17 protein-coding genes are annotated in these 20,121 nt (G+C 60.0%); 4 read left to right on the forward strand and 13 right to left on the reverse strand.

Annotated features, from left to right (window positions below; genetic code table 11):
• Positions 1-5 precede the first annotated feature (5 nt).
• From murD to dinB, 9 genes are all read right to left on the reverse strand, one after another.
• Positions 6-1,439 carry a UDP-N-acetylmuramoyl-L-alanine--D-glutamate ligase gene (gene murD, locus HMPREF2975_RS03940; RefSeq protein WP_070725887.1) on the reverse strand — a complete coding sequence of 478 codons (1,434 nt, stop codon included), beginning with the start codon at positions 1,437-1,439 and terminating at the stop codon, positions 6-8.
• A complete protein-coding gene (gene mraY, locus HMPREF2975_RS03945; RefSeq protein ID WP_070725888.1) occupies positions 1,439-2,524 on the reverse strand; it encodes a phospho-N-acetylmuramoyl-pentapeptide-transferase in 1,086 nt (361 codons plus the stop codon). Before mraY ends, murD begins: the two co-directional genes overlap by 1 nt.
• Positions 2,521-3,954: a UDP-N-acetylmuramoyl-tripeptide--D-alanyl-D-alanine ligase gene (locus tag HMPREF2975_RS03950; RefSeq protein WP_070725890.1), complete on the reverse strand. Its 1,434-nt coding sequence runs from the start codon at positions 3,952-3,954 to the stop codon at positions 2,521-2,523. Before HMPREF2975_RS03950 ends, mraY begins: the two co-directional genes overlap by 4 nt.
• A 34-nt stretch (positions 3,955-3,988) precedes the next feature.
• The gene (locus tag HMPREF2975_RS03955) at positions 3,989-5,731 is read right to left on the reverse strand and encodes a peptidoglycan D,D-transpeptidase FtsI family protein (RefSeq protein ID WP_070725892.1); all 1,743 of its coding nucleotides are present in this window, start codon (positions 5,729-5,731) and stop codon (positions 3,989-3,991) included.
• Between the two features lie 24 nt (positions 5,732-5,755).
• Positions 5,756-6,154 carry a cell division protein FtsL gene (locus HMPREF2975_RS03960; RefSeq protein ID WP_070725894.1) on the reverse strand — a complete coding sequence of 133 codons (399 nt, stop codon included), beginning with the start codon at positions 6,152-6,154 and terminating at the stop codon, positions 5,756-5,758.
• A complete protein-coding gene (gene rsmH / locus HMPREF2975_RS03965) occupies positions 6,151-7,134 on the reverse strand; it encodes a 16S rRNA (cytosine(1402)-N(4))-methyltransferase RsmH (protein WP_070725897.1) in 984 nt (327 codons plus the stop codon). Before rsmH ends, HMPREF2975_RS03960 begins: the two co-directional genes overlap by 4 nt.
• Before the next feature lie 112 nt (positions 7,135-7,246).
• Positions 7,247-7,678, reverse strand: coding sequence for a division/cell wall cluster transcriptional repressor MraZ (gene mraZ / locus HMPREF2975_RS03970; protein ID WP_058236461.1), 432 nt, complete (start codon positions 7,676-7,678; stop codon positions 7,247-7,249).
• A gap of 420 nt (positions 7,679-8,098) precedes the next feature.
• Entirely contained in the window at positions 8,099-8,533 is a 435-nt protein-coding gene (locus tag HMPREF2975_RS03980; protein ID WP_058236460.1) for a DUF3040 domain-containing protein, read from the reverse strand.
• 46 nt (positions 8,534-8,579) lie between these two features.
• Positions 8,580-9,851, reverse strand: coding sequence for a DNA polymerase IV (dinB, locus tag HMPREF2975_RS03985; RefSeq protein WP_070725900.1), 1,272 nt, complete (start codon positions 9,849-9,851; stop codon positions 8,580-8,582).
• 45 nt (positions 9,852-9,896) lie between these two features.
• Between dinB and HMPREF2975_RS03990 the strand changes: the two genes are divergently transcribed.
• Entirely contained in the window at positions 9,897-10,718 is an 822-nt protein-coding gene (locus HMPREF2975_RS03990) for a spermidine synthase (protein WP_070725902.1), read from the forward strand.
• Here the strand turns inward: HMPREF2975_RS03990 and HMPREF2975_RS03995 are convergent.
• Complete coding sequence (locus HMPREF2975_RS03995; protein WP_070725904.1) at positions 10,693-11,940, reverse strand: MFS transporter; 1,248 nt, start codon at positions 11,938-11,940, stop codon at positions 10,693-10,695. The two genes, HMPREF2975_RS03990 and HMPREF2975_RS03995, sit on opposite strands and share 26 nt — an antisense overlap.
• Positions 11,933-13,165 (reverse strand): PAC2 family protein, encoded by a 1,233-nt coding sequence (locus tag HMPREF2975_RS04000; RefSeq protein WP_070725905.1) that lies wholly within the window; start codon positions 13,163-13,165, stop codon positions 11,933-11,935. The genes HMPREF2975_RS03995 and HMPREF2975_RS04000 overlap by 8 nt, the downstream gene beginning before the upstream one ends.
• A 157-nt stretch (positions 13,166-13,322) precedes the next feature.
• On the opposite strand from HMPREF2975_RS04000, the gene HMPREF2975_RS04005 reads away from it, so the two are divergent.
• The 3 genes from HMPREF2975_RS04005 to HMPREF2975_RS04015 all read left to right on the forward strand — a co-directional run bounded on the left by HMPREF2975_RS04005 (position 13,323) and on the right by HMPREF2975_RS04015 (position 18,739).
• Positions 13,323-15,608, forward strand: coding sequence for a HelD family protein (locus HMPREF2975_RS04005; RefSeq protein ID WP_070725906.1), 2,286 nt, complete (start codon positions 13,323-13,325; stop codon positions 15,606-15,608).
• 32 nt (positions 15,609-15,640) lie between these two features.
• Complete coding sequence (gene serA / locus HMPREF2975_RS04010; protein WP_070725907.1) at positions 15,641-16,846, forward strand: phosphoglycerate dehydrogenase; 1,206 nt, start codon at positions 15,641-15,643, stop codon at positions 16,844-16,846.
• 81 nt (positions 16,847-16,927) lie between these two features.
• The gene (locus tag HMPREF2975_RS04015; protein ID WP_070725909.1) at positions 16,928-18,739 is read left to right on the forward strand and encodes an AMP-binding protein; all 1,812 of its coding nucleotides are present in this window, start codon (positions 16,928-16,930) and stop codon (positions 18,737-18,739) included.
• 44 nt (positions 18,740-18,783) lie between these two features.
• Here HMPREF2975_RS04015 and nrdR read toward each other — a convergent pair whose 3' ends face one another.
• Both nrdR and HMPREF2975_RS12230 read right to left on the reverse strand, forming a co-directional pair.
• The gene (gene nrdR, locus HMPREF2975_RS04020; RefSeq protein WP_083314394.1) at positions 18,784-19,407 is read right to left on the reverse strand and encodes a transcriptional regulator NrdR; all 624 of its coding nucleotides are present in this window, start codon (positions 19,405-19,407) and stop codon (positions 18,784-18,786) included.
• A gap of 87 nt (positions 19,408-19,494) precedes the next feature.
• Positions 19,495-19,977: a LysM peptidoglycan-binding domain-containing protein gene (locus HMPREF2975_RS12230; RefSeq protein WP_070725911.1), complete on the reverse strand. Its 483-nt coding sequence runs from the start codon at positions 19,975-19,977 to the stop codon at positions 19,495-19,497.
• Positions 19,978-20,121: the final 144 nt, after the last annotated feature.

Below are 20,121 nucleotides of genomic sequence, written 5' to 3' on the forward strand. Positions count from 1 at the left end.
CTCCCCTACTTGTTGGTGTTCCACATGTCTTCCAGGCGCTGCACCGCCTGGGCAAAAACATCGCCTCGCTGGCCGTAGTTGTCGAACTGATCCCACGATGCGGTTGCCGGAGCCAGCAACACGGTGTCGCCCGGTCGCGACAGGCCAACCGCCTCGTTCACCACCGAGAACATCCAGTCATCATGACCATCGACTTCCACGACAGGCACCGACGGAGCGTGCGCCGCCAGTGAGTTCCTCAAAGGCGCCCGGTCGACGCCAATGAGCACCACGCCGCGCAACAACGGGGCGACGCGGGTGACAAGGTCGTCGAAGTTCTGCCCCTTTGCGTCTCCCCCAGCAATCCAGATGGCAGTTCCCGGCGTGACACCAGCCAGGGAAGCAGCGGCGGCATGCGCATTGGTGGCTTTTGAATCATCAATCCACGTCATGTCCGCTGCGTGCGAGATAATGGCTCGCCGGTGGGCGGGTTGCGTGAAAGTGCGCAGACCCTCTGCAACAGCTTCGGGCGTCACTCCGTGTGCGCGTGCAAGAGCGGCGGCCGCCAGCGCATCCATCAGGAGTGCGGGCGAGGGCTGTGCACCGGAGACATGAACGAGGTCATCGAATTCAGCCAGATGCAATGCGTGCGTGCGTCGTTCATCCAGAAAGGCCCGATCGACGAGGGTGTCCTCGACAATGCCGACCTGTGAGACAGCAGGGGTGCCCAGTGTAAATCCGATGGCGCGCGCCCCTTCAATGACGTCCGCGTTCTCCACCATTTTTTCGATGCGACGGTCAGCTGACGGATAAATGCATGCGATGCGTGTGTTTTCGTAGATGCGTGCCTTTGCCTGCGCGTAGGCCTCGACACTGCCGTGCCAGTTCAGATGGTCGGCATCGACGTTGAGGACAACGGACGCTTCCGGCGATACGGTGCGGGTCGAATACAGTTGGAATGAGGATGCCTCCACTGCAAACACGTCAGCATCATCGTCAATGAGCTGCGTGATGGGGACGCCGATATTGCCTACTTCGAGGGCATTCTCTCCGCCTGCGCGCAGCATGGCCGCCAGCATCGACACCGTTGTGGTCTTGCCGTTCGTACCGGTGACCATCAGCCAGGGGCGGCCTGCATGCAGGCCGGATTCCTGCAGGAGCCACGCCAGTTCCATCTCGCCGACGATTGGGATATCCGCGGACAATGCCGATTGCCATACTGGCTCGTGGGGTGCGATTCCCGGAGACATGACGATCAGGTCGGGCGCGGTCTGCACGACGCGTGTGGCCAGTTCATCGGCGTCAGCGATAACCTCGACACGGTCGTTGTTTTCGGCAACGTCGTGCTGGTCGAAGCCCGTGACGTCCCAGCCTCGTGAACTCAGGGCGCGGCCCGCGGCCCGACCGGACATTCCCCATCCGATGATTGCTGCACGACCGGGTTGGGGCAGTTGTTCCATTACAGCCATGACACCCACTCCGCGTAGAACAGGCCGACGCCGATCACTGCCAGGAGTGCGGCGATCAGCCAGAAACGGATCACGATGGTGATTTCTTTCCAGCCCTTGAGTTCGAAGTGATGGTGAAGCGGCGCCATGCGGAAGACACGTTTGCGCGTCATTTTGAACACACTGATCTGGATGACGTCAGACATCGTGATGATGACGAAGAGCCCGCCGATGATAACGGCCAGGAACTCCGTGTTCGTGAAAATCGACATGCCGGCGACTGCGCCGCCCAGGGCGAGAGATCCGGTGTCCCCCATGAAGATCTGTGCGGGTGAGGCGTTGAACCAGAGGAAGCCGGCCAGTGCTCCCACCAGGCCGGCGCAGAAAATTGCCAGTGACAAGGGGTCACGGGTCGTGTAGCAGGCTGCCGTGTTGATCGTCGTTCCCCAGCACGACTGTGTCACCTGAAAAACTGAGATCAGCGCGTACGCACCGAAGACGAAGATTGATGCGCCGGTCGCCAGACCATCCAGGCCGTCTGTCAGGTTCACGGCGTTGGACCATGCGGCAACCAGAAAGTTGACCCACAGGACGAACAAGATGCCGCCCACGATGATGCCCACGAACGCCAGATCGATACCGGTGGGACGTGCCACGGATATCGCCGTCGATCCAGGTGTGATGCCGTGTTCGTTGGGTCGCATCAGTGCCAAAATGGCGAAGATGGAGCCGATCGCCACCTGCATGATGATCTTCGCACCTGCGTGCAGGCCAAGGGATCGTTGTTTGCGTATTTTGATGCCGTCGTCGAGCAGGCCGACGATTCCCAAGCCGACAAAGAGGAATGCGAGCAGGAGTGATGAATAGGCGGGCAGCGTGCGGTTTACGGCGTTGCCGGCAAGCCACGCGATGATGGTGGCGCCGATGAAGACAACGCCACCCATTGTCGGTGTGCCACGTTTGGTCAGGTGTTGGGTGGGGCCGTCCTGGCGGATAAACTGTCCGTATTGGTGACGGACAAGGAATCGGATAAACAGGGGTGTCAGGCCCAGTGAGAGCACCAGGCCGACCGCGAATGACGCAATAACCCCGATCATCGACTGCACCCGCTTTCCATCAGTGTTGCGGCAATCTGCCACGCATGAGATCCGTATGAGCCTTTGACTAACACAATGTCGCCGTCACGAACGGCGCTGGTGAGTTCGCCCAGTGTCTCATTCCAGTCTTCACTGTATGTCACTTCGGTGCCTGAATCTGTTTTCGCCTGCGCGTGGGAGGCAAGTGGCTGCGCATCAGCTGACCATGTGAAGATATGGGACACGCCTGCATCAAGTGCCATTTGGGCAACGTCTCGGTGCAGGGCCTCGGACTGCTCCCCCAGCTCCAGCATGGCGCCCAGCACTGCCACGGTTCGCGCATTGCGTTGAGCACCCAGATGCTTCAGAGCGGTCAGTGCTGCGCGCATGGAATCCGGGTTGGCGTTGTAGGCGTCATCGATCAGGATGATGGTGCGTCCCTCGTCCAGCGTGACTGTCTCGATGTCCATCCTATGTGGTGATGATGGCCCCGAAGCGGTCAGGACTTGCGCAATGGTCTGCGTGTCGACGCCGCACGCGTATGCTCCGGCTGCGGCTGCCAGCGCGTTGTGCACATGATGCGCACCCACCAATGTCAGGTGCACGTGAGCACGTCCTTCGGGTGTGATTAGGTCGAATGCGGCGCGTTCGTCAGCGTCGATCGTAATGTTTTCCGCGCGGATCCACGTGTCGGTGAACTGCGGGTACTGAGTGCGCGTGGTGAATCCGATGATGCGTCCTGGCGCACGCTGAGCCATCGCCGCCACGTAGTCATCATCAGCGTTCAGTACAGCTGTCCCGTCAGGTTTCATGCCCTTAATCAGTTCGGCTTTTGCGGAGGCGGTGGCTTCGCGCGATCCAAAGCCTCCCAGATGCGCTGTGCCCACCATCAGTTCAATCGCCACATCCGGAGCGGCAATGCCGGTGAGCATGCGCAGATGTCCGGGCCCCGATGCACCCATTTCCAGCACCAGGTGACGTGTGTGTTCGTCGGCCTTGAGGACGGTCAGTGGCAGGCCAACCTCGTTATTGAAGGACAGTTTGGGCGCAACGGTCGGCCCGTCGGTCGCCATGAGCGCAGCAAGCAGATCCTTGGTGGTGGTTTTTCCGGCGGACCCTGTCACAGCAATGACATCGAGGGGGCCTGCCTGTCGCAGGTCCTCCAGATGTGCATGGGCGAGGACGCCGAGCGCCTCGGTCGATTCGGGGGTGACGATCTGGGTCAGTCCGGCCTGTGGTATTTCACGTTCGACCAGGGCGGCCACCGCTCCGTTGTCTCGTGCACTGGCGATGAAGTCGTGCCCGTCGGCGTTCTCGCCGCGACGGGCGACGTAGAGCGATCCTGCGGTTGCTTCACGCGAATCGGTGACCACTGATCCCGTGATCGTCACGTCAGGGCCGATCATCTGCCCGCCCACTGCTCGGGCTACCCATTCTGCTTGCCTGTTCATCGTCCTTCTTTCAGCAGGTTGTCCCTGTCCTCTATCATGAGCCCGGTCTGAGCGGGAATAGCTCTGCCTGTTCCTGTGATGCGGCAATTGCGAGATTTCGCACCGCCTGTGAGGCGACCTCCGCGAAGAGGGGCGCCGCCGAATCGGATGAGATCACTCCGACTTTCGGATTGTAGAGCACAACTGACACTGCGATCTGAGGCGCTTCGGCGGGGAGGACACCTGCCACAGTGGATACGGTTGCGGGCACGCCGTCCACGAAGATGTCAGCAGTACCCGTTTTGAGGGCCAGCCGGTATCCATCGATCTTGGCTGTCTGTCCCGTGCCGACGTCCGTCGCCACGGTCGATTCCATCATCTTCAGCAGGTCGGATGCACTCTGTGCGCTCATCGCCTGGACTGGTTGGACTGGGTCGGGGGTATGGACAGTACCGTCGGCCAATTGCCACGAGTCGATGATGCGTGGCGGCATGCGCACGCCGCCGTTGCCGATTGTGGCCATCATCGTGGCTTCCTGGACGGCTGTCATGGAGTAGGACTGTCCGAACATGGACACCCATTTGTCTCGTCCGATCCACTGGTCGGGTGTGCGAACCACGCCGGATGATTCGCCGGCCAGTTCAATGCCGCTAGGGGCACCGAGACCCAGTTTCAGCATCATGTCATACCGGTCGGCATCGTCAACGGTCTGGCCAATCAGGATCGTGCCTGTGTTGGATGATTCTGCCAGGATTCCTGTTGCCGTCATTCGTTCTGTGGGATGCTCGTGCAAGTCACTAATCGGGCCGTCAGCTCCCGGCAGGTCGTCCAGAGAGTAGGGCACGGTAAATTCACTGGTCGGGGTGATTGTGCCCTTATTCAGGGCTGTGGCCACGGTGACGACCTTGCCGACCGATCCGGGTTCAAATGCATATTGGACGGCGGAAACCGGCTGAAGTGTGGCACTGTTGGGCGCGGTGGAATTGGAATCAGCCAGGGCGAGGATTCGTCCGGTCTTCACGTCGGTGATGACGACGGCACCCCAGTCGGCGCTGTGTGCTTTCACGCGCGCATCGAGGGCTTCCTGGACACCATGCTGAAGGTCGGCGCGAAGTGTTGTGCGCACCGATCCGCCTGAGACCGGTTCAACCACTGTGTGCTTTCCGCCCGGCATAATGGCGCCGTTCGGAGCAATTTCGAAGGCTTCACGTCCGGCGCTGCCCTGCAGAATCTGATCCATCGTGGCTTCAAGACCGGAGGCGCCGACCCCCTCGGCATTGATGGTGCCAATGACGGGGCCTGCGGTCGAGCCATTGGGGTAGGTGCGCTCAAAAGCTGATTCCCACTCAATGCCGTAGATGTCCATGGCACGAATCTTGCGATAGGTCACCGCATCCACGTTCTTCTTGACGTAGGCATACGTCGAATCACCGACCATCAGTCCGCCCAGTTCGACCGGGTCCATCTTGAGCAGTGGAGCAAGCTGCGAGGCTGCTGCTGCCGGCCCGATCTGACCGTCATGTTCGTAGGTGCGGATATTGATCTGGTTGACGGCAATGTGGTAAGTCTGCACGGATTCAGCTAGAACGATTCCGGTGTCATCAGTAATGGAGCCACGTTGAGCGGTGATATCAGAGGCCGATGTTCGCACTTCGAGGCCTTCGGCAGCCAGAGCTGGCCCCTGGACGATTTGCAGCAGGAAGAGGCGCAGCACACATGCGCACAGTGCGAAAAGGGTGATGAACAAGATCCAGTGGGCGCGCCGAGCCGACTCCTGCCGCCCCGCACGAGTGTTCATCTAGTGAGCCTTTCTAGCTGCGCGTTATTCACTACGAAAAGCGGCCTGGCCGCCCTCGACGGTGCCGTTCGACAACGTGACGAACCCGGTGGGTCCTGCCGGAACCATACCAAGATCGCGTGCAGACTTTTCGAGGGCCTGAGGTGATGATGCGTTGTGCAGTTGCGTCTGCAGGGTCCACGCTTCAGCATCTAGCGCGTTGACCTCCAGCTGCATCTCCCTGATCTCAAACGCAGTTTCAGCCATCTGCGTGTTGACGACCAGCGGCACGACAATTGCCGCCAGCAGAATCGCGATCGCCAGGAGTGCGAGCGGGATGACTGAGCGCTGCGGAATCTTTCCCTCGATCAGGTGCAGGGTGGGCCGCAGCGTCTCGCGGGTACGGGATGCTGGACGTGTACGCACCACTGCTTCGTTTGTCATTGTGGCCTCCATGGGGAACGGATTTCGACGGCGCGCACGCGCACGGATCGTGATCGAGGGTTGGATTCCTGTTCAGCGCTGTCAGCTTGAAGAGCGCCACGTGTGACCAGTGTCAGTGTCGCCTTCATGGACTCAGGCACCACCGGCAGTCCGGGCGGCGCATTGTCACGGGCGCCCTGAGCGAAGATCTCTTTGACGATGCGGTCTTCGAGGGACTGGTAGGCTTCGACAACCATTCGTCCGCCCACGCGCAGATGGCTCAGTGCCTGCGGAATGGCGGCCCGCAAAATGTCCAGCTCGTTGTTGACGGCAATTCGCAGCGCCTGGAACGTGCGTTTGGAGGGGTTTCCGCCCGTGCGGCGTGCCGGCGCAGGGATGGCGCGTTTGACCAGATCCGCCAGCTGTCCGGTTCTCGTGATGGGCTGCTCGGCGCGCTCGTTGACAATCAACGTGGCGATGCGGTGCGCAAAGCGTTCCTGCCCGAAGGTGCGCAGGATGTCCGTCAGTTCCTGCACGCTCGCATCTGCAATGAGTTCGGCTGCGCTGCGTCCACGGGTCGGGTCCATGCGCATGTCGAGGGGTGCGTCATGCGCGTAGGAAAAGCCTCGCTCTGTCTCATCGAGCTGCAGTGAGGAGACGCCCAGATCCATCAGGACGGCATCCGCCAGTCCGTCTGCCGAGTGGTCGTCAATGACCTGGCCGATTTGATCGTATGTTGTTTTCACGGCTTCGAAGCGCTGTCCAAATTCGCGCAGACGTTCGCTTGCCAGCGCAATGGCCTGCGGGTCGCGGTCAATTCCGACCACACGGATATGGGGAAAGCGTGTCAAGGCTGCGTGCGTGTGACCGCCCATTCCCAAGGTGGCGTCGATCAGAAGAGAGTCGGGCCGAGTGAGGGCAGGGGCGAGCAGATCCATGCACTGGTCGACAAGGACGGGTGTGTGCAGCTGAGCTGCATCGCGTGTAGTTTCTGCGCTCACGTTGCCTCCTTGTCCGTGATCTGCCTGTGTGCGTTCTTCCCACCTGCTTCTCCCCCGCCGATCTGCCATCGGGGAAGTGATGTCAGAGCGTCGGGCGGAGGGCACGGTGGGGTCAGAACATTCCGGGGATGATTTCGTCCGCTGTATTGGCGAAAACATCTTCTTGGACGGTGAGGTACTCGCGCCACGCTGTGGTGTCCCAGATTTCAGCACGTGCGCCAGCTCCGATGACTGTGAGTTCCCGGTCAAGTCCGGCGTATGCTCGCAGGTCAGCTGGAACGACAACGCGTCCTTGTTTGTCTGGAATTTCCTTGTAGGCACCTGAGAGCATGACGCGAACCCAGTCGCGCGCCTGTTTCGATGACAAGGGCGCGCGCATCAGTTCTTGTGCCATGGACTCAAACTCATGGGCAGGGAATGCGTAGATGCAGTGTTCCTGACCACGGGTGAGGACGATTCCACCTTCCATGTCGTCACGGAAACGAGCAGGCAGAATGACACGCCCTTTGTCGTCGAGCTTCGGCTCGTACGTTCCCAGGAACATGCCACACCTCCCTTCCCCTCCGTGACACGCAGCTCCACTTTAACCCACTTTCAACCACTATGGGAACATTTTGCGCCCATGTTTCGGTTTATTTTGAAAATAAACGTTGGAAAATCGCGTAAAAATCAGGGTGGAGGAAGGTGGAGGGAAAATTCTCAACGCCGGGTGGTGACGGGCATGAATATGTGCCACATCGAGGCATATCAGGGTCGAGGCTGCAGATTTCGCAGGGGTATTCCCTCATCGATGAGGGGTCAGCACACGCAGTGGTGCACAGTGGTGGACGTCCACGACATTCGCGGCGCGGTGATATCAGTGGGCAGCCAGCGCCAACTCACGTCAGTCACCCTCGTCGATGAGGGCACAAAAGAATGAGCGGCGGCAAGAATGGAGAACGAAGGAACGGCGAGTGTGCAGTGACTAGTCGCGGCCGCGTTCGTCCCAGCGGCGATTTTGATTCGCAACGAAATCCGTCCAACGTCCACTGGACGGCTTCGTGCCAGACTTCTTCGACGAGGCGGGATCCACCGGGCGCGTATGCAACGCGAAGAGAATACCGGCGACCATGATGCAGAATCCGAGCACTCCCAGAAGGATCGACCATATGCCGTAACCGAGCGTCACACCACCGAGCACCACACACATGCCGATGACAGCGAAGAAAGCGCCGAGGATCATGTTGCGCGGGGAGAGTTTGGAGCGCCGAGGGGAATCAGCGGAAGTGTCGTACGAGGAACGTGCACGTGAGGATCGCGAGGTGCGAGCCGACATGGTCGAGGCGAGTTCCGGATCGTCCTCACGCAGCTGGCTCTCCATTTGTTCGAGTATTTCTTTTTCATAGTCGGACAGGGCCATCGCGCACCTCCTTCGGCTGTGGACGTTACGGATCCAGTGTAACGGTCTAAGGTTCCCTAAGACCATTCGGGCCACGATCTGCAGGCGACACATCGTCTTTTTTGACGCTAGTGCCCAGCAAAGAAGCTGGTCGCAATGCTCCGTCACCGAAACGCTCACTGGCGTGATCCATCGCTTCCTCCACAGCCCGCGAGCGCCCGTCATTGTCCATCAGGATCGCCACGCCGTCCCGGCGCAGCTGCAGATTTTCGGCTCGCACGCCCATGAGTCTGACTCCCCCGCTCGGCATCACTTCGGCTGCAAACAGGTCGTGGGCAGCGCGGGCAATGACGCGGCCTTCATCGGTAGGCGCCACCAGTGTGGCGGATCGTGTGATCGTGCGGAATGAGGCATCGCGCATCTTCATCGTAACCGTCCACGCCACCTGTCCGCCTGCTCGCAGTCGACGAGCGCACTTGTGGGCGGCTCGCACGATGAACTGCTCAAGGTCACGCCGACTGGTCACGTTCGTCTCAAAGGTTGTTTCGGTTCCGACCGATTTTTCTTCGCGTTCCACATGCACGCGCCTGCGGTCGATGCCCCACGCCAGGTCGTGCAAGTGGTGCGCACTGGCCACTCCCAACAGCTTCGTCAACCGTGTCATCGGCATCTGCGCCAACTGGGCGACACGTTCAACGCCTTCCTGCTGCAGCACATCCAGCGTTCGACCTCCCACGCCCCACAACACGCCCACTGGCAAACTGTGCAGAAATGCCACCGTCTGATCCTCAGGTATCAGCAGCAGTCCGTCCGGCTTGGCGTGTGATGACGCGATCTTTGCAACGGATTTCGTGGAGGCGATCCCGACTGAGGCCGGCAGGCCGACCTCCTCCCGGATTCGCCTGCGGATGAGATGTCCGATCGTGGTGGGTGACCCGAGCCGGCGCCTGGCGCCGGCGACGTCCAGGAAGGCCTCGTCAATACTGACCTGCTCAACCAGTGGCGTGATCTGAGCGAGGATCGCCATCACGCGCGTCGAGTATGCGCTGTATATTTCCCGGCGTCCGGAGACCACCTGCGCACTGGGGCACAGTGCGCGCGCCCGCGCCATCGGCATACCGGCACGCACTCCGAATTCACGTGCTTCGTAGGTTGCGGATGTGACCACGCCCCGCATTCCTGATCCGCCGACGATCAGCGGTCTGCCACGCAGCTGCGGATTTTCCAGCAGTTCAACCGAAGCAAAGAAGGAGTCCATATCCACGTGGATGATCGGGGTGGCTGAATCGTCATCGCCCCAGTTGCGTTTGGCGCGCTTGTCGCGCGGCGCGTTCGACATGGCTCCTCCCCTCATCACTATCTTAGGGGCGTTACAGTAACGGGTATGTCTTCACGCGACGCTCACGAATTTGCGATCTCCACTGGCTCGGCACGGGTGACGTGGGATGGTTCCCATGCGACAGTGTTCGTCAACGGTGCGGAGTCCTCCAGTGTCGATGTCGACCATCCTGAGGTGCTCGAATTTGAATACATGCAGCATATGGATGCCGCCCTCGAAGCGCTTGCACCATCACCTGAGCCGGTGCGTGTCCTCCATATCGGCGGAGCCGGCTGCGCTCTGGCATGGGCATGGAGCATCAAGCGTCCACAGTCGCGCCATTGCGTCGTTGAAATCGATGAAGATCTGGCGCACACCGTGCGTGACCTGTTTGATCTGCCGCGCTCGCCTCAACTCAAGATACGTGTGGGCGAAGGGCGCCAGGTCCTCGATTCGACACGCCCTGAGCGGTGGGACGTCATCGTACGTGACGCTTTTTCCGATCAGAGCGTGCCCCGCCAGTTGATGACGCTTCAGGCGGCTCGATCAGCATGGGATGCCCTCGTACCGGGTGGACTGTACGTGGCCAACGTGCCGCACGGTGGGAAGGCAAACGGGCGCCCTGACGTTGCTGCAATCAGCGAGGCGTTCGGCGAAGTTGTCGCCGTTGCGGACCCGAAGGTGGCGCGTTCAGGCAGGTGGGGCAATGTCATGGTGGCCGGACGGAAGACGGTCCGCGACCAGTCGCCTCACTTTGCGCCGCTGGATGTTGCCCAGTTGGACCGGCTGCTGCGCAAGCTCGCACTTCCAGCGCGCATCATGGCAGGTAAGTCGTTAAACCAGTGGATTGCGGGGGCTCGGCCTATGGAAGATCCACAGGGCGAATGATGCGTACGTGAGCACGCCGCGCATTCACGATCACACCGATCACCCCGATGAGCAGTGTGATGGCCTGGATGGACATCGCCACGCGGAACTCGCTCCACCCGTATTCGCGTGTCGGGTTCAACAGGTCAAGGACGACGCCGATGACCTGCACTGTCACGATCGTGGCAACGAAGCCGCCCATATTGACCGTTCCGGTTGCCGTACCCAGGCGGTGTTCGGGTGAAGAGCGGCGCACAAAGTCGAATGCAATTGTTGAAGCGACGCCGCTGACGGGAAGCACGATTCCCAGCAAGAATGCTGCCCAGGCACCGACAGGCTGCACGCGAGCCAGCACGATGACCCATGCGAAGGTGGAGGCAGCGGCCGCGGCCAACACGCCCAGAACTCTGCCACCGGGTCGTAACGCGGTCAGCTGACCGACAACTGGACCGATCGCAATATTGACGCAGGTGAATGCTACGAGCACCGCTGAGGCGACAGCGGGGCTCAGTCCCATGCCGAGAGTCATGAACGGAACGCCCCACAAGAGTGTGAACGTCATGCCGGGCATTCCGCCTGTCCAGTGGGCAAAGAACCCGAGCCATGTCGACGGGTCACGCATGACGAACTTAATGGTAGTCAGTGCGTGCTCCCCCTGCTGATCTGAACGCTCACGTTTCGCTCCGGGTTTGTCCGCAACAGCCAATCCGATGAGGAGGGTTGCCGAAAATCCAAGACCCGCCAGGATGCAAAAGGCTGGAGTCCAGCCGAAGGCGCGCAGCGCCCACAGGAAGGGAACGGCTGACACCACCTGGCCGAGCAGTCCGACAATTGCGGTGAGCTGAGTCATCAGCGGTACGCGAAATGGGGTGAACCAGCTCGGTACCAGGCGCAGCACAGAAATAAAGGCCGTCGCGTCACCCACTCCCAGCAGAATGCGGGCAGCAAATGCCAGCGGCAGGTTCGTCGCGCACGCCATGGCAATGTGGGCGATGGACACGAGGGCTGCGCCGACCATGAGAACGCGTCGCGGCCCCCACCGATCCAGCGCAAGTCCCGATGGGATCTGCATCGCAGCGTAGACGAACAGCTGCACGGAGGAGAACGCAGCCAACACGGATGCGGGCATGGCGAAACGATCCATCGCTTCAATACCGGCAACGCCCAGGGATGTACGTGCAGCAACGGCCAGCACGTAGGCGAACATGGCGCTCGTCCAGACGAGAAGTGCCCGCCTAGTCATCGGATGGCTGCTGAGGGGGTCCCCATGTCGGATCGGCACGGTGGCGCAGGGTCTGGTTACGTTCGGTTGCCTCACTGTCATTGCCGCGGTCACGCAGGCGTCGCAGAACATCCTCGACAGTTTCGCGCTGGCCCTGTGATGGGCGCGCCGATGATTCGCTTTCGGCGCCACGAGCAGGACGCGCGTGGAAGGAACCTTCTTCGAGGCGGTCGAGGACATCATCAATGGTGACCTGATCCTCCTCGTCACCCTGCGTTGCCTCGTCGGTGTTCGCGCTGGTCGCGTCAGCCTCGGCTGAACGCTGTGAGCGGGTACGCAGGAACTCCTCGATGGTCTCGGTAATGTCCTCCGCCGACATTGCGGAGCTTTCCGAGTCAGGCAGCCGGAAGGTTTCCGTGCTGTTCGACGCGGTCGCCAGCGCGTCATAGTGCTTTTCGAGGGCGGCGATGGTACGCGAGACTTCCTCGTTGGCCTCAATGAGCTGAGTTACCTGGTCAATCTCCTCGCTGGCACCGCGCTCCAGGTCGCCAACCGGAAGAGACAGGTCAGCGTAGTCCGACAGCGAGGTCAACAGCGCTGAAGCGGCACGCGGGTACTGCGTGTCAGACATGTAATACGGCACTGCCGCCAGCATGGTGACACCGTCAATGCCCTGACTGGCCAGGTGGGACTGCAGGAATGACGTCATGGGTGCCGGAAAGCGCATCGTTCCCGACATCTGTGGCTGCTCAGGCAACAAGGAGCCGTCTGTGGCGTGCATATGAACAGGTGTGGGCCGGGTATGCGGCACACCGGAAGGGATGCCGTGCAGCGAGAACGAGATCTCCACGCCTGCCTGCTCGGCAAGGTGGGACACGGCTCGGACGAACGTTTCCCACTTCGCGTCGGGTTCAGGCCCGTGGAGAACCAGCAGCGGCACTCCCGCATCGTCGTAGACCAGGTCAAGTGCAATTTCAGGCACTTCAAGAGAGGTTGTCACCCAGTCGTCAATATTCATCACAGGGCGGTGTGAGCGGTAGTCGATGAACATGTCCGACTCAAACGTGGCCACGCGTTGGGTGTCCAGCGTGTGCAACAGTTGCTCGATTGCGAGGTGGCCGGCGGTTCCCGCATCCATCGCACCGTCAAAGTGTGTCAGCAAAATGGGGGCACGCGCGCCTTTGGCGGGGCCGTCGTCGTACGCTTCCTGGTCGTCCAGGAACTGATCAAGCGTATTGTCAGCCATCGCTGCCTCCTTTCAGCTGTGTCGCTACTACCACGGTACCCAAATCCGTGCCCTCAGGCGAGCTTTGAGCTACAAGGTGAAATTTCTATCTCGCTGTATATGCCGAAGTCCTCCAGATAGGGCACAATAGTATGCCGTCAGTTAGCCAGGAGGATGCATGTTCGAACCCGTCGACGCAGGCTCACAGGACCCCGAGATTGCTCATGAGCAGGCTGTCGTTGATGCGACGTACCACCGACTTGACCAGTTGAAGGATGAGTACCGTCTGGCGCAGGAACGCGCCCACCGCCAGCATGGTGTCGGCAACGCTCAGGGATTCACAGAACGTGACGTGCTCTCAGCACACTTTTCTGACCTGCGTGAGCGCCTCGATCAGGTGGAGGACCGCCTGGTGTTCGGCCGGATCGACATGGAAGATGACCTCACTCACTATGTGGGTCGCATCGGCATCTCAACTGCCGAGGGCGAACCCATGCTGATTGACTGGCGCGCCCCCGCTTCGCGACCCTTTTACCAGGCGACGGCCATTGATCCACAAGGTGTAATCCGGCGGCGCCACCTGACCACCCGAGCCCGCCGCGTCACCGCAATCGAAGATGAAGCACTGGATCAGGAGGCCGCAAACAAACGGAATATGACGCTCCAGGGCGAAGGCGCACTCATGTCCGCACTGAGCGAAGCCCGTCAGGGCCACATGACCGACATTGTGTCGACCATTCAGGCCGAGCAGGACAGCGTGATCCGCTCAGAAGATTCCGGCCTGGTCATCGTTCAGGGTGGTCCGGGAACCGGGAAGACCGCTGTTGCGCTGCATCGCGCCGCCTACCTGCTGTACACACAGCGTGACAGGCTCCAGCATTCCGGTGTCCTCCTGATCGGCCCCTCCCACGTTTTCCTGCGCTACATCGAGCAGGTATTGCCGTCTCTAGGTGAAACAGGCGTCGTGTCCGTGACGATGGGTGACCTGCTGCCCGGATTCCATGCACAGGCCCACGACAGCGAGCGCGTGGCACGCATCAAAGGCAAGGCGGTGTGGCAGTCGATTATTCGCCGCGCAGTCAAGGGGCTGCAGCGCGTACCTGACGCTGATCAGGAGCTGCGCGTGTGGTCACGCACCGTCACGCTGACCGTAGAGGATATCCGCGCTGCACATGCTCACGCCCGCCGCACGGGCAAGCCCCATAATGAGGCGCGTGACGGTTTTGCGCTGGAGCTCATGGATGTTCTGGCGCGCCGACTGGCTGCCGATGAACGTGATCGCCGTTCGCGCGAAGGGGTGCATGACGTGGACGGCAACGACGTGGAGATGTGGCGTCAGGAGATCCGTGATTCGGTGGATGCTCGTCGCGCCATCAACCTGGCGTGGATGCCGACTTCTCCACTCACGTTGCTGGAGAGGATTTTTGCTCGCCCGGGCTATCTGGAACAGCTCAACGCTTCGGTTCCCAATCGCCTCACTTTCGATGAGATTGCTGGGCTTCGGCGCCCGAAAGGTTCCCCGCTGACAGTCAGTGATATTCCTCTGCTTGATGAGTGTGCGGAGCTGCTGGGGACATCCTCGGCCCTGCGTGAACGTGAGAATAATGAGCGCGCCGAGCGTCTGGCATATGCGCGCGAAGCCATTGAGCGCCAAAACCTGGGCGACGGTATCGTTACGGCTCAGATGCTGGCTGATGCGACACGTGAAGGGGAATCTCATTCGTCACTGGCTGAGCGTGCGCGACGCGACCGGTCGTGGACATATGGGCATATCGTCGTGGATGAGGCTCAGGAGCTCTCCCCTATGGCGTGGCGCGCTCTGTTGCGCCGCTGCCCGTCCCGCTCGTTTACTGTCGTCGGTGATCTGGATCAGCGTCGCGGACATGATCGCCCGTCCACGTGGCACGAGGCTCTTGGGCCAGCTGCGCGCGCCTTGAGCGAGGAGTATGTGCTGACGATCTCGTATCGCACGCCTCGCCAGCTCATTGACCGTGCTCAGCGCGTTATGGCGGCGGTAGGCGAACCCATGTCCGGTGAGCTTCAGGCTGTGCGTGATGTGACCGATGCCTATGAGCTCACGCATCTCGCGCAGGAGCACCAGCCACCCTCGTCACCTGAAACAGACGACATGTGGGAGCCGACGCGTGAGGCGATTCGGCGAGAATTGTCCGTACTTGACCACACGGTTGGGATTGGACGAGGGCGCCTGGCCATCATCATGGGATCGGAGCGCGCCGACCAGTGGAACGCTGACACAGATGGGCACACCACTCTCAGTGAGCGGGTCGCAGTGCTGAGTGCGACGGCTGCGAAGGGGCTGGAGTTTGACTCAGTTATCGTGGTGGAGCCTTCTGAGATTCTGGGCGACGGGCCGGGTGATCTTTTTGTGGCGCTGACGCGATCCACTCAGCGTCTGCATATCGTCTCCAGCGGACAGGTTCTGTCCGGACTTGAACAGAACTGACTTTCAGGTCACCTTTGTGAGAATATGAGCTTATGACTCGTGTTCTCTTGCTTGAAAATCCTCACGCTGACGCTGATCAAATCTTCGCAGATCACAATGTCGAGGTTGAACGCGTCAGCGGTGCCCTGGACGAAAATGAGTTGATTGAGGCGCTTCACGGTTTTGACATGGTGGGTGTGCGGTCCAAGACCCGTGTCACACAGCGTGCCATTGAAGCGAACCCTCAGCTTCAAGCAATTGGTGCTTTCTGTATTGGGACGAACCAGATTGATCTTTCCACGGCCACCAAGCACGGTATCGCCGTGTTCAACGCTCCGTATTCCAACACCCGTTCGGTTGTGGAACTGGCGATCGGTTTGATCATTGACTTGACGCGTCGTGTCACGGTCAAGAACTCGCGTCTGCACCGCGGCGTGTGGGAGAAGAGTTCGGACGGATCGCACGAGGTGCGCGGACGCACCCTCGGCATTATCGGCTACGGCAACATCGGCACGCAGTTGTCAGTGCTGGCCGAGGCGATGGGGCTGAACGTTATTTTTTACGACATTGCGGAGCGACTCGCCCTGGGCAACGCCACGCAGATGCCGACGATGGAATCGGTGTTGCGTGAGGCGGATATTGTGTCGATCCATGTTGACGGCGCACCGCAGAACCGGAATCTGTTTGGCGAAAAAGAATTCGACATGATGAAGAGCGGGGCGGTTTTCATCAACCTGTCGCGCGGGTTCGTGGTGGATATTGACGCGCTGCGCTCACACTTGTTGTCTCGTCATCTGGCGGGCGCCGCTATCGACGTGTTCCCGCAGGAGCCGAAGAAGAATGGCCAGCCGTTCTCCTCGCCGCTGGTGGGGATGGATAACGTGATTTTGACGCCGCACGTGGGTGGCTCCACCGAAGAGGCTCAGCTGGACATCGGACACTTTGTGTCAACAAAGCTGTGCGATTATCTGACGACAGGATCGACGGATATGAGTGTGAATCTGCCGAATCTGCAGCTTGCGGCTTCGGCACAGTCGCGTTACCGGATTGCACTCATTCACCGCAATACGCCCGGCGTTTTGGCTTTGATCAACCAGACATTTGCTGAGTCCGGGGCCAACATTGACGGCCAGATTCTGTCGACGCAGGGGTTTGTGGGCTACGCCCTGACCGACATTTCTTCGGAATTGCCGCGTGAGGCTCTTCATGCCATTGAGTCGATGGACGATACGATTCGTCTGACCGTGACCAGTTTGTAGTGTGATACGCGTTTCTCCTGGCCTTCCAACCTACGCTACCGTAGGGTAGGTAAATTCTAGTGGCACGATCCAGGAGGAACAATGACACTGATGCACCAGCTTCAGGCTGGGTACGCCCCTGGCATTCCTTACTCTGTTGACATCAAGGACCACCGCATAACCGACGTTCTTGAGGATGTCGCTTCGCGTTATCCGAACCGCGTGGCGCTAGATTTCTTCTCACGCCCGACTACTTATCAGGAGTTGGTGAAGCAGGCTCGGCAGGGTGCGACGGTGCTGAAGAGAGCCGGTGTGCGGCCAGGCGATCGCGTGGCAATTCTGATGCCGAACTGCCCACAGCACATTGTGGCGGTGTACGCAGCGCTGTACGTGGGTGCTGTTGTGGTGGAGCACAATCCGCTGGCACCTGAGCGCGAAATTCACGAATCTTTTGACCGTCATGGTGCGCGCGTCGCTATCGCGTGGGAAAAAGTGGTGGACAAGCTGGCTTTTCTGCGCGGAACCGGCAGGGTTTTCGCAATGGATTTGACGCACGCCATGCCGAAGGTGACGCGTTTCCTGCTGAGCTTGCCGGTTAAGGCTGCGCGGGAAAAACGTCAGGAGATCTCCGCTCCAGTTCCCGCCTATGTACCCTCGTGGGACAAGTTGGTTGAGCATGCCGAGCCGATGTCCGGTGACAGTCCTGCTCGCCCCGACGATGCTGCGCTGTTGCTGCATACAGGCGGCACGACAGGCACTCCGAAAGCTGCGACGATTACGCACCGCAACATCATGGCGAATGTGGCGCAGGATATTGCCTGGGTTCCAGATCTGCACGAGGGCTCTGAGGTTGTGTACTGCGTGCTCCCCCTCTTCCACGCCTTTGGCTTCGGTGTTTCGTTTATGGCAGGTATCCGCCTGGGCGCAACGTTGGCGCTTTTCCCAAAGTTCGACACCGCGATGTTGCTGACTGCACAAAAGCGTTTGCCGTGTACCTTCTTCGTCGGCGTTCCGCCGATGTATGAGCGCATCCTGGATGCGGCAGAAGAACTTGATTCCGATCTCACGTCAGTCCGATTTGCGATCTCGGGCGCGATGCCGCTGGATGGTGAGCTTGCGGCCCGCTGGGAAGAAACCAGCAGGGGCCTGATCGTGGAGGGCTACGGCATGACGGAAGCAAGCCCGATTATCTTGGGTTCGCCGCTTTCCCCCGCGCGCCGCCCCGGCACGCTGGGTCTGCCCTTCCCGTCCACCGAGGTGCGAATTGTCAATCCTGACAACATTGACGAGGATGTTCCCGACGGTCAGGTCGGTGAATTGATCGTCAAAGGTCCCCAGGTGTTTGCCGGGTATTGGAACCGTGAGGATGAAACCGAACAGACACTGATTGACGGGTGGCTGCGCACGGGCGATCTGGTGGTCCTTGATGACGGTTTCATCACGATGGCCGACCGCCGCAAGGAGATGATCAATTCGTCGGGCTTCAAGGTGTTCCCGAGCCAGGTTGAAGATGCGGTGCGCTCAATGCCAGGTGTTCGCGATGTTGCCGTGGTGGGATTGCCTGACAAGAAGTCAGGCGAGTCGGTTGCTGCAGCGATTGTGCTGGAGGCGGGCGCCTCTGTCACGTTGGATGACATTCGCACCTGGGCTGAAAAGTCACTGTCGCACTATGCGCTGCCACGCCAGCTCGTTGTCCTCAATGAGTTGCCGCGCTCTCAGATCGGCAAGGTGATGCGCCGCAGGGTGCGTGAGGATATTTTGTCGATGCAGTCGCGTGCCGCTGACCTTGCGCAGCAGGCCCAGGAGGTTGTCGACCAGGCTCAGTCTGCCGTGTCTGCTGCAGTGGAGCGTCTGCGTGATAAACGGCAGGGAGATTCGCACCGCGATCAGGATTCGAGCCGCAGCGACAAGTAGGCCGCTCGGTTGTAGGAGTCGGTTGTAGGAGCCCACGCTGGCGATTAGGAGTCGAGCAGTGTGGGCTCTTCTTCTCTGATCTGCTTCTTGCGAGGCTTTCGGGCGTGCTGCTTGTGCACTCCAGTGTGCTGCGGTACCCCAGCCGCACTGTCGCGGGTGTTGCCGAGGGTAGACACCGTTGCTTCCTTGTCATCGGCCGTCTTGTCAGCATCGTCATTTTCCTGGCGCTGCAGGCGCAGTTGCGCAATCGCATCTTCGAAGTCTTCGAGCGAGTTATACGAGCGGTAGACAGATGCGAACCGCAGGAATGCGATCTCATCGAGTTGAGACAGGAACGGCAGAATTGCTTTGCCCACTTCTTCTGACGAGACGTTCGAGACGCCACTGGATCGCAGATGCTCTTCTACTTGTTGAGCGAGCAATGCGAGGTCGTGATCTGTAACTGGCCTTCCCTGGCATGCTTTACGCACGCCGGCGATAACCTTGTTTCGGGAGAAAGGCTCAACTGCTCCTGAGTTTTTGACGACCTGGAATGAGGAGGTTTCAATCGTGGTGAAGCGCTTCTTGCACACAGTGCATTCGCGGCGGCGTCGAATTGACGCTCCGTCATCAGCGATCCTGGTGTCTACGACACGTGAGTCAGGATTATGGCAAAAGGGGCAGTGCACGCGAGCCTCCATCTAGTGTTAGCTCAACGCTACGAGTTTTCACACCTCATTTGCAACACGAGACACAGTGACAACAGGCTCGCAATCCTACTCTGCTGGGATTTGCAGACGCTGCCCCACCTGAAGGGGACCGTCAATGTCATTGAGGCGCTCAATGTCGACAACAACCTGCTCGAGCGGGCGGGAAGTATCCACGGCTTGAGCAAGGCTCCACACTGACTCTCCATTCGTCACCGAATGCGCCACGGTCGGCCCCGAGTAGTCGTCTGGCTGGAAATACAGACCGGCACCCACGCTCAGTGTCGTGGCGGCAGCCAATGTGCTCAGTGTGCACACCACAGAGCGAAGAGTGAGCCGCGGCGTGGCTGCCTCGCGATGTCGCGCGAAAACAGGATGACGACGAATGGCGGGGTCTTCTTCCAGCAGGCGAGCACGCTTGCGTTGAAGAGACGGTGCAGTGGAGATGTCACGAACTGTCGCGAGTTCGCCGGTGTCCACCACATGCAGATTCGCAGCATGACGCGTTGTGGAGTGTTCGGTTCGAGCTGCTCCAAGAATCGCAGCGCTCATGAGAATCCCTCACTTTCAATCGTCGTACAAATGTTCGTCGAACACTTGTACGATATCATCATTTCATGAGGGCAACAAGACTTGCTCGAACAAATGTTTCACATTTGCCTAAGTCTTCGGTACCCTGTAAACACAGTGAAACAA

It is taken from the genome of Actinomyces sp. HMSC065F12, assembly GCF_001814535.1.
Classification (GTDB): domain Bacteria; phylum Actinomycetota; class Actinomycetes; order Actinomycetales; family Actinomycetaceae; genus Pauljensenia; species Pauljensenia radingae_A.

Coding starts and splice junctions, on each gene's coding strand:
- HMPREF2975_RS03950 (WP_070725890.1), bottom strand. CDS start 3,954: ATGAACAGGCAAGCAGAATGGGTAGCCCGAGCAGTGGGCGGGCAGATG.
- HMPREF2975_RS03990 (WP_070725902.1), top strand. CDS start 9,897: ATGTCTTCACGCGACGCTCACGAATTTGCGATCTCCACTGGCTCGGCA.
- HMPREF2975_RS03995 (WP_070725904.1), bottom strand. CDS start 11,940: ATGACTAGGCGGGCACTTCTCGTCTGGACGAGCGCCATGTTCGCCTAC.
- dinB (WP_070725900.1), bottom strand. CDS start 9,851: ATGTCGAACGCGCCGCGCGACAAGCGCGCCAAACGCAACTGGGGCGAT.
- mraY (WP_070725888.1), bottom strand. CDS start 2,524: ATGATCGGGGTTATTGCGTCATTCGCGGTCGGCCTGGTGCTCTCACTG.
- HMPREF2975_RS12230 (WP_070725911.1), bottom strand. CDS start 19,977: ATGAGCGCTGCGATTCTTGGAGCAGCTCGAACCGAACACTCCACAACG.
- serA (WP_070725907.1), top strand. CDS start 15,641: ATGACTCGTGTTCTCTTGCTTGAAAATCCTCACGCTGACGCTGATCAA.
- HMPREF2975_RS04005 (WP_070725906.1), top strand. CDS start 13,323: ATGTTCGAACCCGTCGACGCAGGCTCACAGGACCCCGAGATTGCTCAT.
- HMPREF2975_RS04000 (WP_070725905.1), bottom strand. CDS start 13,165: ATGGCTGACAATACGCTTGATCAGTTCCTGGACGACCAGGAAGCGTAC.
- HMPREF2975_RS03980 (WP_058236460.1), bottom strand. CDS start 8,533: ATGGCCCTGTCCGACTATGAAAAAGAAATACTCGAACAAATGGAGAGC.
- murD (WP_070725887.1), bottom strand. CDS start 1,439: ATGGAACAACTGCCCCAACCCGGTCGTGCAGCAATCATCGGATGGGGA.
- HMPREF2975_RS03960 (WP_070725894.1), bottom strand. CDS start 6,154: ATGACAAACGAAGCAGTGGTGCGTACACGTCCAGCATCCCGTACCCGC.
- mraZ (WP_058236461.1), bottom strand. CDS start 7,678: ATGTTCCTGGGAACGTACGAGCCGAAGCTCGACGACAAAGGGCGTGTC.
- HMPREF2975_RS04015 (WP_070725909.1), top strand. CDS start 16,928: ATGACACTGATGCACCAGCTTCAGGCTGGGTACGCCCCTGGCATTCCT.
- HMPREF2975_RS03955 (WP_070725892.1), bottom strand. CDS start 5,731: ATGAACACTCGTGCGGGGCGGCAGGAGTCGGCTCGGCGCGCCCACTGG.